The sequence below is a fragment of the Mesorhizobium sp. 01N446 genome, assembly GCF_056399285.1.
The window spans coordinates 917159-931335 of the sequence record NZ_JBFTRA010000002.1 but is presented as its reverse complement, the minus strand read 5'-3'; the positions used below and the strand labels follow the sequence as shown (position 1 = coordinate 931335).

Annotated in this window: 14 protein-coding genes; 3 read left to right on the top strand and 11 right to left on the bottom strand. The window is 63.2% G+C overall.

The annotated features are described in order from the left end of the window. The first annotated feature begins 31 nt into the window (after window positions 1-31). A complete protein-coding gene (locus AC1DPX_RS12830; protein ID WP_477237057.1) occupies window positions 32-1012 on the top strand; it encodes a GlxA family transcriptional regulator in 981 nt (326 codons plus the stop codon). A 62-nt stretch (window positions 1013-1074) separates the two neighbouring features. Here the strand turns inward: AC1DPX_RS12830 and AC1DPX_RS12825 are convergent, their stop codons facing one another. The 7 genes from AC1DPX_RS12825 to AC1DPX_RS12795 all read right to left on the bottom strand — a co-directional run bounded on the left by AC1DPX_RS12825 (window position 1075) and on the right by AC1DPX_RS12795 (window position 8555). Then, complete coding sequence (locus tag AC1DPX_RS12825; protein ID WP_202358702.1) at window positions 1075-2244, bottom strand: ABC transporter ATP-binding protein; 1170 nt, start codon at window positions 2242-2244, stop codon at window positions 1075-1077. Then, a complete protein-coding gene (locus AC1DPX_RS12820; RefSeq protein ID WP_477237055.1) occupies window positions 2237-3379 on the bottom strand; it encodes an ABC transporter substrate-binding protein in 1143 nt (380 codons plus the stop codon). Before AC1DPX_RS12820 ends, AC1DPX_RS12825 begins: the two co-directional genes overlap by 8 nt. Then, window positions 3376-4215 (bottom strand): ABC transporter permease, encoded by an 840-nt coding sequence (locus AC1DPX_RS12815; protein ID WP_477237053.1) that lies wholly within the window; start codon window positions 4213-4215, stop codon window positions 3376-3378. Before AC1DPX_RS12815 ends, AC1DPX_RS12820 begins: the two co-directional genes overlap by 4 nt. Then, window positions 4212-5090 carry an ABC transporter permease gene (locus AC1DPX_RS12810; protein ID WP_202358705.1) on the bottom strand — a complete coding sequence of 293 codons (879 nt, stop codon included), beginning with the start codon at window positions 5088-5090 and terminating at the stop codon, window positions 4212-4214. Before AC1DPX_RS12810 ends, AC1DPX_RS12815 begins: the two co-directional genes overlap by 4 nt. 180 nt (window positions 5091-5270) lie before the next feature. Continuing rightward, window positions 5271-7157, bottom strand: coding sequence for a molecular chaperone HtpG (gene htpG, locus AC1DPX_RS12805; protein WP_477237051.1), 1887 nt, complete (start codon window positions 7155-7157; stop codon window positions 5271-5273). 215 nt (window positions 7158-7372) lie between these two features. Further along, window positions 7373-7663, bottom strand: coding sequence for a hypothetical protein (locus AC1DPX_RS12800; protein WP_477237049.1), 291 nt, complete (start codon window positions 7661-7663; stop codon window positions 7373-7375). Between the two features lie 28 nt (window positions 7664-7691). Next, window positions 7692-8555, bottom strand: coding sequence for a hypothetical protein (locus AC1DPX_RS12795; RefSeq protein WP_477237047.1), 864 nt, complete (start codon window positions 8553-8555; stop codon window positions 7692-7694). A 357-nt stretch (window positions 8556-8912) separates the two neighbouring features. Here AC1DPX_RS12795 and AC1DPX_RS12790 point away from each other — a divergent pair, with 357 nt between their 5' ends. Further along, window positions 8913-9194 (top strand): hypothetical protein, encoded by a 282-nt coding sequence (locus AC1DPX_RS12790; protein ID WP_244730801.1) that lies wholly within the window; start codon window positions 8913-8915, stop codon window positions 9192-9194. Between the two features lie 181 nt (window positions 9195-9375). On the opposite strand, the gene AC1DPX_RS12785 is transcribed toward AC1DPX_RS12790, so the two are convergent. The 4 genes from AC1DPX_RS12785 to AC1DPX_RS12770 all read right to left on the bottom strand — a co-directional run bounded on the left by AC1DPX_RS12785 (window position 9376) and on the right by AC1DPX_RS12770 (window position 13081). Further along, window positions 9376-9678 (bottom strand): hypothetical protein, encoded by a 303-nt coding sequence (locus AC1DPX_RS12785; protein WP_477237045.1) that lies wholly within the window; start codon window positions 9676-9678, stop codon window positions 9376-9378. 418 nt (window positions 9679-10096) lie between these two features. Further along, window positions 10097-10576 (bottom strand): hypothetical protein, encoded by a 480-nt coding sequence (locus AC1DPX_RS12780; RefSeq protein WP_477237043.1) that lies wholly within the window; start codon window positions 10574-10576, stop codon window positions 10097-10099. 74 nt (window positions 10577-10650) lie between these two features. After that, window positions 10651-11115, bottom strand: a complete 465-nt coding sequence (locus tag AC1DPX_RS12775; RefSeq protein WP_202358711.1) for an Hsp20 family protein — start codon at window positions 11113-11115, stop codon at window positions 10651-10653. Window positions 11116-11362: 247 nt separating this feature from the next. Beyond that, entirely contained in the window at window positions 11363-13081 is a 1719-nt protein-coding gene (locus tag AC1DPX_RS12770; protein ID WP_477237041.1) for a putative bifunctional diguanylate cyclase/phosphodiesterase, read from the bottom strand. Window positions 13082-13265: 184 nt separating this feature from the next. On the opposite strand from AC1DPX_RS12770, the gene AC1DPX_RS12765 reads away from it, so the two are divergent. Next, entirely contained in the window at window positions 13266-14117 is an 852-nt protein-coding gene (locus AC1DPX_RS12765; RefSeq protein ID WP_477237039.1) for an MEDS domain-containing protein, read from the top strand. The last annotated feature ends 60 nt before the right edge of the window (window positions 14118-14177 follow it).

Below are 14177 nucleotides of genomic sequence, written 5' to 3'. Positions count from 1 at the left end.
CTAAGGCGGGCGGAAGGGTTGCGGAAGTACAATGGCAAGGCGATTTGCGTTTCTCCTGGTTCGCGACTTCACGCTGTCGCCGCTGTCGCTGTTCATCGACACGCTGCGTCTGGCGGGTGACGAGGGCGACCGCAGCCGCAGGATCGAGTTCGACTGGGAGATCGTCGGCGAACGCGGCCTGCCGATCCGGGCCAGCTGCGGCGTTGAATTGCTGCCGACCAAGGGGATCGGCAATCCCGAGGATTTCGACAATGTCGTGGTGGTCGGCGGCCTGCTCGACACCAATCGCAGCCTGAGTTCCGACAAGGAGGCCTTCCTGTTGCGGGCCGCCGAGAAGGGGGTGCCGCTGACGGCGCTGTGCACCGGAAGCTTCGTGCTGGCGCGCTACGGCCTGCTTGACGGCTATAGCGCCGCCGTCAGCTGGTTCCACATCAAGGATTTCCGCAACCAGTTCCCCGATGTCAACGCCCATGCCGACAGCCTGTTTTCGGTCGACCGGGGCCGCTCGACATGCGCCGGCGGCACGGGGGCGGCCGACCTCGCCGGCTATTTCGTGTCCCAGTTCATCGGCCAGAAGGCGGCGGAAAAGGCCGCCAAGATCCTGGTGCTCGACCGCATCCGGAGCAGCCGGGACGTGCAGCCCGTCGGCGACCTGTTTCCGGCGGCGTCGAGCCGTGCGGTGAAGCGCGCGCTGCTCTTGATGGAGAGTAACCTGCAGGAGACGCTGTCGGTCGGCGAGATCGCGGCCCGGCTCAATTGCTCGCGGCGCCAGCTCGAACGTCTCTTCGGCACCGAGTTAGGCATCGGACCGATGGCGGCGTATCTCGCGCTGCGGGTCCACCATGCCAAGTCGCTGCTGGAAGGCAGCGACTTGCAGATCGGCGACATCGCCTATCGCTGCGGCTTCACCAATGCCGGCCATTTCAGCCGCGTCTTCCGCCAGCAGACCGGCATCACGCCAACCCATCTCCGGCATCCCAACCGCATGGCGGCCGGTGTCGCGGGGCAATGAGGCCGGCCGCGCAGCGTTGCCTCAGCAGCACCCGCGTCGAGCCGGCTCTTTGGTGACTTACATCACGAAATGCGCTGGCCGTCCTCGTCGAGCAGAACGCAGCCTTCGGCATCGAAGCCGAGGTCGATCGCCTCGCCTTCGCGCAGGACGCGGCCGGTGATCGGCGCGTTGGCGCGGATGAGGGTCTTGCCACCGATGTCGATCTCGTAGATCGCGCTGCCGCCGAGATAGGAGGCCGAGACGACACGGCCGGTCAGCCTGTTGGCGCCTACCGCGCCGACCGACAGTTTCTGCGGCCGCACCACGACGGTGACCTTGCTGCCCTGCGCCAGCGGCCTTGGACAGGCGACCTCGACCGTCTGGCCGGTGGCAAGCGCCACCGCTGTCGCCTGGCCGGACCGGCTCACGGTGCCGGCCAGCATGTTGGCCTTGCCGAGGAAGTCGGCGACGAAGGCCGTGGCGGGCGTCTCGTAGACCTCCTGCGGGGTTCCGATCTGCTCGACCGCGCCGGCATTCATCACCACGATGCGATCCGACATGGAGAGCGCTTCCTCCTGGTCGTGGGTGACGAAGATGGCGGTGATGCCGGTTTCTCTCTGGATCTTCTTGATCTCGACGCGCATCTCCTCGCGCATGTTGGCGTCCAGCGCCGACAGCGGTTCGTCGAGCAGCAGCACCTGCGGCTCGAAGACGATGGCGCGGGCGAGCGCGATGCGCTGCTGCTGCCCGCCCGACAGCTGCGAGGGCAGCTTCTTCTCGCTGCCCGGCAGCCGCACCATTTCGAGCGCCTGGCCGACCTTGCGCGCGATCTCGGGCTTCGGCACGTTGCGGTACTTCAGGCCGAAGGCGACATTGTCGAACACGGTCTTGTGCGGGAACAGCGCATAGCTCTGGAAGACCAGCCCGATATTGCGCTTGTAGATCGGCACGTCATCGACCCGGCGCCCGTCGATCATGATCTGGCCGCCCGAAATGTCGACCAGACCGGCGATGGAGCGCAGGATCGTGGTCTTGCCGCAGCCCGAAGGCCCGAGCAAGGTGACGAAGCTGCCCTTGGCGATGGAGAGCGAGAAATCGCGCACGGCGACGAACTTGCCATAGGCAATGTCGATGTCGCGGAACTCGACCGCCGGCTGGCCGGCGCCGCCCGGACCGGGTCCGCCCGCGCCGGGCCTTGCCACCCCGGCCGCTGCCGGCCGGGGTGCCTCTGAAAGCTCGTTTCCGTCAGGCACCTTTCGAGATCCTGTTCCACTGCTTGGTCCAGGCGTCCTCGTTGGTCGCCCAGTAGACCGGGTCGGCGAAGGTCAGCGCCTTCATCGTGCCGGTCTTGTCGAAGGCGGGCAGCTTCTCGATCTTCTCGGTGAGCTTGACCTTTGTCGGGTCGAGCGACGGCGGATAGCTCTGGCCCTCGGCCACCGCGATGGAGGTCGCAGGGTCGAGCATGAAGTTGATCAGCTCCTCGCACTCGGCCATCGGCGAGCCTTTCAGGATCAGCATGTCCTCCATCCAGGCGTAGGAGCCGGCGGGATCGAGATAGCCGATCGGATGGCCCTGGTCCTGCAAGGCGGCGACGCGGCCCGACCATGCGTCGGTCACCACGATCTCGCCCTTGGAAAGCAGGTCCATCAGCTCGGCGCCGGAACTCCAGAACTTCTTGGCGAGGTCGCGCGTCTCGCGCACCTTGGCCCAGATGGTGTCCATGTCCTTGAGGTTGTTGGGGTCTTGTCCGGTGGCGAGCGCGGCGTACCAGACGCGCGTCGTCATGTCGGAATAGCCGCCGACCTTGCCGGCATATTTCTTGTCGAGCAGGAGTGCCGCGCCCTTTTCCTTGGCTTCCTCCGGCGAGATCACCTTGGTGTTGTAGGCGATGCCTGTCGTGCCGTAGTCGTAAGGCACGGCCGAGAGTTTCGGCGTCAGCTTGCGGAACGGATCGATCATCGGCTGCAGCACATTGGCCATATTGGGAATGTTGGCCTCGTTGATCTCCGAGGTCAGGCCGCCATTGACGTATTTGATGTAGTAGTTGACGCCGGAGGAATGGATGACCTGGTAGTCGCCGGGCTTGGCGGTCTTGATCTTGGTGATGATCTCGTCCTCGTCGCCGAACGTGCCCTGAACCACCTTGATCTTGGTCTTGGCCGTGTAGGGCTGGAAGGCGTATTTGTCGATCGCGTCCTGCACGGTGCCGCCCCAGCCGTCGAAACGAACCTCCTCGACCGCGGCGAGCGCCTGCCGCATCCAGGGCATGTCGAGACCGACCGCGGCCGCGGCGGCGGCAGTCAGCGTCAGGAAAGTGCGGCGGCTGAGATCGCCGTTTTGATACCGATCATGCAGCCGCTCGAGCCGCTTGCCGTTGGACAGTTTCATCGTGCTTCCTCCTTTGGTTCATCGCGTCGTTTCAATCTGGTCAGGCTTTGCAGGATCAGGCCGCCGATGAGCGGGATGCCGACGGTCACCAGGATCATCACGGTGCCGAGCGCGTTGATCTCCGGGCTGATCGAAATCTTGAGCATGGAAAGGATTTGGGTGGGCATGGTCTCGACGCCCGCCGGGCGCCAGAACAGGCTGGCCGACGTGTTGTCAAAGGAGATGGTGAAGGCGAGCAGCGCGCCGCCGACGACGGCAGGGATAAGCAGCGGCAGCGTGATCTCGCGGAAGGCCGAGAAGCGCGAGGCGCCGAGCGAGAGCGCCGCCTCCTCATAGACGCGCCGGATGCCGACCATGCGCGCCTGGGTGATCAGCACGACATAGGGCACGGCGAGCAGGATGTGGCCGAGCACCAGGAGAAGCATGGTGCGCGGCTGGTCGACCGCCTTGATCAGCACCAGAAGGCCGACGCCGAGGATGGTCTCGGGCACCAGCGCCGGCAGGATCACCAGCGTGCTCAGCGCCTGCTTGCCGCGGAATTCGAAGCGCACCAGCGCAAACGAGGTGACGACGCCTATGGCCGTGGTGACGGCGGCGGTGACCAGCGCGATCCACAGCGAGGTGCGGAAGGCGGTCAGCACCTGCTCATTGGCCATCAGCTTGCCGTACCATTGCAGGCTGAAGCCGGTCATCGGGAAGCCGCCGAACATCGAGGCGTTGAACGACAGGATCACCGTCGCCACGATCGGCGCGAACATGAAGATGTAGACGCAGACCGTGACGAGGCCGGTCAGCCGCCAGGCCCATCTGCCTTCCTCTTTTCGCCGCGCCTTCATCCGCCCAATCCCTTGACGATCTGCGACATGCCCATGAAGCGCGTGTAGATGGCGGCGAAGAAGCCGAGCACGACGAACAGCACGATCGAAAGCGTGGCGCCCATCGGCCAGTTCAGCTCGCCCATGATGGTGTCGTAGATCAGATTGCCGAACAGCGCGTCGCGGCCGGAGCCGAGCAGCTGCGGCGTGACATAGCTGCCGGCGGCCAGCACGAAGCAGAGCAGCAGGCCCGCCGCCAGCCCCGGCAGCGAAAGCGGCAGCGTGACCTCGCGGAACGCCTGCGCGCTCGTGCAGCCCATCGAGCGGGCGGCCGAAATCAGCGTGCGGTCGATGCCCTCGAGGCTGACATAGACGTTGAGGATCATGTAGGGCAGCAGGAAGTGCAGCATACCCAGGATGACCGCGCCCTCATTGTAGAGCATCGGCAGCGGCTCGCTGATGATGCCCATCCTCAGCAGCGCGACATTGATGACGCCCTGTTCGCCCAGGATGTTGATCCAGGAAAAGGTTCGGATGGTGAAGCTGATCCAGAACGGCACGATGAGCAGGAGAAGCAGCAGCCATTTGTGCTTGAAGGTCGTGGCCCAGATGAAATACGCCGGAAAATAACCGAGCACCCCGCAGAGCAGCGCGGTGATGGCGCCGACCCGCAGCGTCTTCAAAAGGAAGCCGGCATAATAGCTGTCGGTCAGGAATTCGTGCCAGTTCGCCGTCGTCAGCACGCTGGTTTCCACGCCGGCGGTGACGAAGGTGAAGAAGGTGTAGGCCGCCATCACGGCGATCGGCAGCACCAGGAAGAAGATCAGCAGCAGGAGCACCGGCGCGACCAGCAGCCATGCCAGCCGTGGATCATACAATGTCCATCGTCGTTTCATGAGCACCCGGTGCGCCTTCTTTGAAGCGCGTGTTTTGTTCCCGGGGCCAAGATTGGGTGATTGATGGCCCGATGTCTACACCAGGCGATTGAGCCAGCGGACATCGGGCGCGTCGCCGGCCGCGATGGACGCCGTGTCGGCGGCCGGCATCGCAGCGGCTCAGGCGATCGTTGGCGAAGCTCAGCCCTTCGAGATGCCGCGTGCGATCAGCCGCGCCAGACGCTCGGAGAACGCCCTGGCATCGGCCGGCTTGTCGCCGTCGAGCACGCGCGCCTCGTCGTAGAGCAGGTGGGCGGCGTCGTCCTTGAAGGCCTGCTCCTCGTCGCCGAGGCCGGCCAGCGCCAGCACGCGCTCATGGCGCGGATTGATCTCCAGGATCGGCTTGGCCGCCTTGTCAAGGCGGCCGGCGGCGTTCATCAGCCGCTCGAACTGCCGGTCGGGACCGTGCTCGGGCGCGACCAGGCAGACGGCGCTCTCGGTCAGGCGGTCGGACGCCTTCACATCCGAGACGGCGTCGCCAAGCGCCGACTTGACGAAGGCCAGGAAGCCGTCGACCTCAGGCGTTGCCGCCGCATCGGGCTGCTTGGCTTCGTCGAGCAGCGGGATGTCGGACAATTCGGCCACGCCTTGCGTCACCGATTTGAACGATTTGCCGTCGAAGTCGGGCGCCATCGTCACCCAGAAACTGTCGACGGGATCGGTGAGCAGCAGCGCCTCGATGCCACGCGCCTTGAACCCTTCGAGCTGCGGCGAGGCTTCGAGCCGGGCGCGGTCGTCGCCGGCCATGAAGAATATCGCCTTCTGGCCTTCCTTCATCGCCGCGACATAGTCGGCCAGGCCGCGCCAGCCTTCGCCCGAGGCGGTCGAGTGGAAGCGGGCGAGCTTCAGCAATTGCTCGCGGCGTTCGTAGTCCTCGTAGAGCCCTTCCTTCAGCACAACGCCGAAATTCTCCCAGATCTTGGCGTAGGCCTCGGCCTCGTTCTCCGCCAGCTTGGCGAGGTCGCCGAGCACGCGGTTGGTCAGGCCCTTGCGGATCGAGGCCAGCAGCGGGCTTTCCTGGATCATTTCGCGCGAGACGTTGAGCGGCAGGTCGGAGGAATCGACCAGCCCGCGCACGAAGCGCAGATAGCGCGGCAGAAGGTCTGCATCGTCGGTGATGAAGACGCGGCGCACATAGAGCTTCATGCGGCCTTTGCGGTCCTGGTCGAACAGGTCGAACGGGCGCGATCCCGGCACGAAGGCCAGCACGGAGTATTCCTGCCGGCCCTCGGCGCGGAAATGGATGGTGGCGGCCGGCTCGTCATACTGGCCGGCGACGCTGCGGTAGAAGTCGGTGTATTCCTCGGGCTTGACCTCGCTCTTCGGCCGGACCCAGAGGGCGGTGCCGTCGGCGATGTCGCGCGCCTCGGCGCCGGGTTTTTCGACGAGCGTGATCGGCACCGGCACGTGGCCGGACTGCGACTTGGCCAGTTGCTCCAGCCGGTATGAACCGGTGTAGGAGACGGCGTCATCCATCAGATGCAGCACGACGCGGGTGCCGCGCTTCGGCGCGGCTTCAAGCGGGGCGGGCGCGATTTCGTAGGACCCCTTGCCGTCGGACGACCAGCGCCAGGCCTCTTCGCTTCCGGCCAGGCGGCTGATGACGTCGACGCGGTCGGCCACCATGAAGGCGGAGTAAAAGCCGACGCCGAACTGGCCGATAAGCTGCGTGTCCTCCGTGCCTGTACCGACACGCTCGATGAAGGCGCGCGTGCCCGAGCGGGCGATCGTGCCCAGCGCCTCGGCCATGTCGTCGCGGCTCATGCCGATGCCGTTGTCCTCGACGGTGATCTGCTTGTTGTCCGGATCGGCCGAAATCGAGATGCGCGGCTTGGGGTCGTCGCCCAGCAATTCGGGGCGGCTGACGGCCTCGAAGCGCAGTTTTTCGCAAGCATCGGCGGCGTTGGAGATCAACTCGCGCAGGAACACGTCCTTGTCGGAGTAGACCGAGTGCACCATCATGTGCAGCAGCCGCGAGACATCGGCCTCGAACGCCCTGGTTTCCGTCGCTTTCGTATCCGTCGTCATTCCGATTTTTCCCACGTAGTCGTTCTGCCCGCCGCGCCATGCACGTTCCGGGCTCATCCTTCAACCATTTTCAATTGCGCCGGCAACTCGGCAGATGCCGGCGCGACCGACAATATCGTAGCGCGATGCGAAGGCGACAAGGGGTGAGCCAATTGCCAGGCTTTCCGCGTGACGAATGTCCGCATTGACAGCGAAGGGGTCGGGGTCTTTTGCGGTTATGGTTTGGCTACCAGCCGCACCAATATCCCGGCATCCGCAACATCGCGGATTGCCTTGGCAATTTGCCGGAATGACCCACAGGCGATCAAGCTTCCCGGTGCGGGTTGTTTTCCATGGCCGGGGTCGACAAAGGCCGAGATTTCACGATCCGTGTCGGAAACCGCCAAGAAGGATGTGGCGACGATGCCGTCGCCGCAAGTGGCGCATCGAATACAGTACGACCCGAACTGGACGATCACCTCGGTTCCGTCCGATCCACACGAGGCACATTGCAGCCTATCGTTCATCGGCCCAGCCCTCGGTCCGCAAGGCGTCCTACTTCCCCGCCATGTGATCCGCCAGCGCCTGCGCCTGGGCGAGAAGGGCTGGATAGGCCGGGGTGTCCGGCAGGCTCTTGCCCATGCAGGCGCGGAAGTCGTTGTCGCCTTTGGTCCAGGCGGCGTTGGCGGCATCGGACGTGTTTTCGTCGCTCTCGTCGGTGGCCTGCTTGGCCAGTTTCTGGGCGGCGGCGTCGGCGGCGGTCCACGCGGCGTCGCAGGCCGCGATCTTGGGGACGGGCGGCGCCGCGGGCGCTTCGGCGATCAGCACACTGTTGCCCTTGACGACCGTGACGACGACCTCCTGGTCGGAGTTGGGTCCGACGTCCTGTGCCCAGCCGCCGAGGCGGGCGATCGCCATGTCGGCGCCATCGGGCTTCTTCAGCGCGAAGTCGAGCGTGCCGGTGAAGGCGGCGTCGCTGCCGATGGCCTGGGTGTAGAAGGCATCGAGCTTTATGGCTGCGTCGAAGCTGGTGGGCAGTTTGAGATCGGCGTCCGTTTCGGCGGCGCGCGACTGCAGCCAGCGCTCGACCAGTCCGCGTGTCGAGGCCACGATGCTGGGACCGTCCCCGGTGCCGTGGCGCAACCCGTCCAGCATGCCGAAGCCGACGTCGGAGGAGGAGAGGCTTTCGATGTTGATCGTGCCGGCGGCCGGAAAGTCCTTGACCGTGAAGGGTCCGAGCAGAGCGGTCAGACGCTTTTCGAGGTCGGTGCGGGCCTTTTCATTGGCCGCATCGAGCGTCTCCACCGATGCGTTCGTGCTCTCCATCGCCGCGATGTCGGCAACCGCCTTGTCGCGCGCGGCGATATAATCGTCCTCGGGTGTGGCGGCGAAAGCCGCACTGCTCGCAAGTGCAAACATGACCGTCCAGACCAACCGCATGACAGAACCTTTCTTCGTGGCGGATCAACAGGTCCGGCAGCCATCGGGCAGCTTTGCGGCTATTGCGCGGCAGGAAAGGCCGAGGCGAAACATCCTGATCGGGAGGCATTGCAAGTGCTGCCATTAACCATCGATTAACTATCCGGTCGCCTTTGAATCAAATTTGACGGATACTGTTTTCAGGCCAAACGAGGCTGCCCGAGGGGCCGGAGAAGACAGCAATTGCAAGCCTGGCGCGCCGCTTTCGGCCGCGCGCGGAAATCAAAAAAGAAGCGACGGACCACCGTCGCCTTGCGGGGAGGCGTCAGCATCATTTTTTTGATGAGGATCGCCAGAATGAACATCGAAGACGCGATTATTGCAGTAACAGCCGACGCCAACGCGCTCATGTCGTGCCTCGGCCAACCCGTCGTCGCCTACCACGTGACGGAAATCATGCGGGAGGCCGACCTCGAACACGCCAGACAGATGCAGCTTGCCCTGATGCGGCGAAGCATCGAGGCGCTGGTCGATGACGGGCTGGAGGATGTCGCCGCGGAGCGTTTTGCGGCGCAGTTCCATGGCCGTCTCGGCTTGGCATGGAGGCTGCTGCACGTTGTGGATGGCGTGGCGCATTGATCTTGGGCGGACGGGACGCGATCGAGCTTTGATCGCCTGCGGGCCGCAATGCGTCTCATGCCGTCATGTGAAAGCGAAACGGGCGCATGCATGTATCGCGTCGAGCGCTGCCATAAGATGGGGCGTGCCAATCGCTAACTGGCCGCGGACGAAGCGGGGTCGCTCCGCCCGTCACGCCAGATTACGTCAGTTCATAGTAGAAATCACAAATCAGGTCCGCGACCTTGACGGCCTCGAAGTCCGTCATGTGTGCGGCGGTCTCATCAGCGACCGTTTCCATATCGTCTTGATCGACAGCAAGCAGATCCAGTATTTTCGCAAACTTGAACTTGAGTTCCGGGTCACCATCGAACTCATCGATCGTAACGTCCAGAATGTTCGTATTTGCGTCGATCAGGCGCGTTTGAACACTGTCGGAAGAGGCTGCTAGCGTCCTGATCGCCGCGAAAAAGTGCTCGCGCGCGTTGGCATATTTGTCGTCCATTTTTGATACCTTTATGGGTGAAGCGCTGCGCCTTGGACGTGAGACGCGCACCGCGACTTACGCTTTCGGCATGGCCTGAGTCAACGACACAGACGCGGCCGGTCGCGCCCCGACGGCCGTGAGCGGCCGGACTGTAGGCGACCGTTCAGACAACGCTTCACCGCATGTTCGAGCTTCCATGGCCAGCAAGCGCCTCGACCAAAACCGGATCGCAAAGACTGGGACGGTCCCGGTGGAGATGCCGGACGATGATGAAGACACACGGCCGTGCATTGCAGCCCAGCACGCCGGGCGCTTCAGGAAATGGGCGGCGTTTGCAGGGTCATCTTCAAAAGCAGGGCGGAACGCCAGGCTTTGCGAACCCGCTGCGAACCGGCGCAGCGGGTTGCTATGTGCCTTTTCGCCAGCGAGCGCTCACTCAGGCATAAGCCGGCTCGTGATTGGCCATCACATACGCGCCACCTTGCCCCCCAACCGGTACGCGCGGCGCGACGGCGGCCGGGCAAGGCGGCGGATCATCATCATCGTCCCTGCCGGTAAAGCGACGTCTGCGCGGCGATCCATTGATGCGCCGGCCGCGGCGGTCGAACGCCACGGTCCACGGCATTGCCCAACGCGAAAGACCCTTGCCGGCGGGGCCGGCCTGATCCAGCGCCTTCAGGCATCGCAAGATATCGTCGAGGGGGACGATCTTGCCATTGTCCAGTTTGCGTAGGGTGGGGCGATTTTCGACGGCATGCGCGTCAGACGCCCATGATGCGAGCAAGGCGCGCTTTTCGTCCAAGGCCATGCGTGGATGCTTGAGCACATCGCTCGGACTGTCGAGAAGACAAAGAAGACCCTCGAAACGTCCGGTGCGCCGGGTTGCGGCGCGGAATGTTTCAGTCTGCTGATTCATCTCCAATCTCCGCAATCAAGGCCCCCCGGCCGAAGCCGGGAGGCGACCGCAGTGTTCGCGTTGAAAGATCGGCGTCAGGCAACCTTGCGCGGTTTCTCGACATCCTGGACGATCTGCTTGCTGACCGCTACAGCGTCGCCCGAGCCGATGTTGATGCGGCGAGGCTTCAGTTCCTCGGGGATCTCCCGCACGATCTCGACGCTGAGCAAGCCATTCTCAAGCGACGCAGCCACCACCTTCATGTGGTCGGCCAGCTTGAACACGTGTCTGAAGTTGCGCAGGGCAAGGCCCTGGTGCAGCACTTGACGCCCCTCCGTGTCGGTGGATTTCTGGCCGACAACCACAAGTTCCGGGCCGTTCTGCGTCAACTCCACCTCGTCGGAACTGAAGCCGGCGATAGCCATGGCGATACGGTAGTCGTTTTCACCCGTCTTCTCGATATTGTAAGGCGGCCAGTCGGTCCTGGCGCTGTTTTCGAGCATGTCGAAAAGACGATCGAATCCGACGGTGGTTCGATAAAGCGAGTCAAAGGTTCTCATAGCCACATTCTCCTTGAAGCAACATGGGTACAAGGTGCGCCGCCCAGCGGCAGCGCCCGTTTTCGAGCCATACGGCCTCGACGGCGAACGATTTGGGCAGCGTCGAAAACAGCTTCAAGACCCCTGCGTAAAAAAATTCGAGCCTCTTGATGACACGAACAAACCCGCTGCCGGAAGGAGAGCAGCGTCACGACATCGCCAGCGTGATCCACGCGAGGGTGCAGCCCTCATGTCGTCACGCGAGCCCTCAGACCAGCGATTCAAATCTTGCAGCGTCGACCGGCCGACCGAACAGAAATCCTTGCCCGAAATCACAATCCATGTCGCGCAACAGCTTGCGTTCGACCTCTGTCTCTATTCCCTCGGCGACGACATGAAGGCCGAGTTCTCTGGAAATCCTGATGATGGACTCGACGATGACCCGCTTGGAACGGCTTTGCGCCAGGCCTTTGACAAAACCGCGATCTATCTTGATCTCCGTGAGGGGGAAATCTTCGAGGTAGCGCAGATTGGCGTAGCCGGTTCCGAAGTCATCGATGGACAGGCCGACGCCCAGTTCGCGCAGATGCCTCATGATCGATAGCATTTCCGCGGAACTCTCGACCATCAAGCTCTCGGTGAGTTCAAGCTTGATCCATGCAGCATCGGCGCCGCTGGCCGTGAGCACGTCGGAGACAAATTTCGGCATGTCTCGAAGCTTGAACTCCAGCGGTGAAACATTGAACGAGAAGGCTATCGGCACTTGTCGGCCCGGGTTCACGCGCGCGGCAAAGTCGGCGACGGTGCGAAGACCCCGGGCGCTGATGTCGAGTATGAGGCCCGTGTCTTCGGCATGGCCGATGAACTTGTCCGGCGACTGTATCCCAAACAGGCCATGGTGCCATCGCAACAGGGCTTCAGCACCGACAATCGTTCCCGTGGCGAGGTCGACCTGCGGCTGGTAGTGAAAATCGAACTCGTCATGTTCCAGGGCCTGCTGCATTTCGCTGGTCATGCGCAGTCGGTTCCGGGCACGCCTGTCGTCCTCGGCGCTGAATGCGCAGATATCGAGGAACGCCGACGACTTCGACCGATGCAAAGCGGCACCGGCACGACGAACCAGCGTGATGGCATCCGTCGTCTGGGTGCCAACGACATAGCCCATAGCAAAACGTATCCCGATCGTTGCGCCCGCAACGAGGTACCGCGGCGCCAGGGACTGCCGGATCATTTCGATTGCCGTTTGGGCCTCGTCGGCATGGCCAAGCGGTTGGGCGAGCGCAAACTCATTGGATCCCGTGCGGCAGACCAGTGCAGCGCCTGTGTTGGTCAGGCGTCGGGCAATCTGCATCAGCACCTGGTCGCCAACGTCATATCCGTACCCTTCGTTGATGTCATGGAAACGAGCCATGTCGATCTTGACAAGCAGCATCGGCCGTTCCCCCTGACGCAACAGGATGTCGACGTCCTCGACGAAGGCGTACCTGTTGAGCACACCGGTGAGCATGTCGGCGCGGGTGCTCTGGGCAATTTGAGCGGCGGCGACCCTGCTCGCCGTCACGTCCCGCATCAGTCCGATATAGTGCGTCGGCTCGCCACCAGCGATGCTCATAGGTGAGAGGCGGAGTTCGTTCCAGAACCAACTGCCGTCCTTGCGATAGTTCTTCAGCGTGACGGCAACATCCTCACGCCGGGCGATGGCTTCGCGAATGGACTGAATTTCGGGTTGAAGACGATCGCTGCCTTGCAGGAAGCGGCAGTTTCTGCCGGTCAGTTCGTCGCTGGAATAGCCGGTGATGTCCTGGAACGCGCGGTTGACGTAGACGAGCGCCGTACCCTTTTCACGCAGATCGCTGATGGCCAACCCATCCCTCGACAGATCGGGCAGCCGGGCCGCGATCCCTTCCGGCACGCCATAGCGGCGCGGGTTGGCGACCGCGGTACCGCGGATCAGATTACCGAACCCGGCCTTGAAAATCTCTGTCATGTTGGGGCCACAGCTGATACCGTCCGCAGATGCATGCCCCCATAGATGGCCAGCTATCGCGCATATTCTACTGGCACGATCAACAGGTTCCGTAACGGAATGGCCGACGTGGCGTGGGCCGCCGTCGGCTGCGACTGATTTAGTGGCTCAGTGACGTACTCGTGCCCCGGAAAGCGGCATCGACATGACCGATGAGCCTGCCCACGCGCTCCGCAAGTCCGGCATCCGCGTCATGGGCGAGATGTCCTGGGGCACACACATCTGCGTCTTCTACGAAGCGGAACAGGACCTGCTTGCCACCAACGCTTCCTATTTCGCGGCTGGGCTGGAGAACAACGAGTTCTGCATCTGGGCGGTCTCCGATCCGATCGGCGCAGAGACGGCGAAGGATGCGCTACGGCAGTTGATCCCCGACATCGATGCACGCCTGATGGCTGGCCAGATGGAGATCATTGCTGCTAGGGACTGGTACCTTCCGGGCGGCGAGTTTGACATACAGCGCATCACCGGCGGCTGGAATGAGAAGCTGCGCGCAGCGTTGGAACGGGGCTATGCCGGGATCAGAATCAGCGGTAACGCCTTCTGGATCGGGACCAGCCACTGGAGAGAGTTTTGCCAGTACGAGCATGAACTCGATCACTCGCTGGCGGGTCAGAAGATGCTCGTTTTGTGCACTTATTCGCTGTCGGAAAGCAGGGCCGTGGACCTGCTCGATGTCGCGCGAGCACATCAATTCACCATCACCCGGCGAAACGGAGAATGGGAGTTTCTCGAGACGCCGGAGCTCCAGGCCGCCAAGCAGGAAATCAGGAAGCTGAATGGCGCATTGAATATCCTGGCGGACACCAGCCACGCCACTTTCACGGCTCGCGAGCGTATCGTGCTCGCCCAAATCGTCAGGGGCTATTCGAGTAAGGAGATTGCTCGCACCTTGAAAATTGCCCCACGGACGGTCGAGTTCCATAGGGCCAACCTTCTCAAGAAGACCAACGCGCGGAGCACGGTCCAACTCTTGCACATGGTTCTTGGCGAGTAGCACAAGTCCGGGGTTGCTTCTGCGATGGAAGCTGGACCGGAGCCTGCGCTCCAGCGCGGC